The 326-nt window shown below is 52.1% G+C and carries 1 protein-coding gene; it reads right to left on the bottom strand.

Annotation, left to right across the window (positions count from 1 at the left end; genetic code table 11):
• A partial coding sequence (locus tag ACTHSP_RS23250; protein WP_440347147.1) for an HD domain-containing protein occupies positions 1-326 on the bottom strand: 326 nt, incomplete at both ends.

Raw genomic sequence — 326 nt, 5'->3', positions numbered from 1 at the left:
ACGTCTTTAGTCATGGCGAGGATAAGCTTGCGGAAACTTTCCGCCTGATGCTCGGCATGATCTTCAAATTTGAGTTTTTCCAGTTTGGAGAGGCCGTCTACCATTTCGGCAATGGTATCGCCGAATTCTGCCGCCATTTCGACTTTGGTTACGCCCGTATCTTCCAATACATCATGCATAACGCCCGCGCAGAGGCCTTGAACATCCATGTGCCAAATCGCAAGCTGCGTGGCAACGGCAAGGGGATGAGTGATGTAGGGTTCGCCGCTTTTACGGGTTTGTCCGTCATGGGCGTGGAAAGCGTAGGCAACGGCTCTTTCAAGCTC

It is taken from the genome of Neisseria sp. P0001.S005 (genome assembly GCF_051963715.1).
Note: the sequence above shows the minus strand (reverse complement) of the source record. Positions and strands in the feature narration are given on the sequence as shown.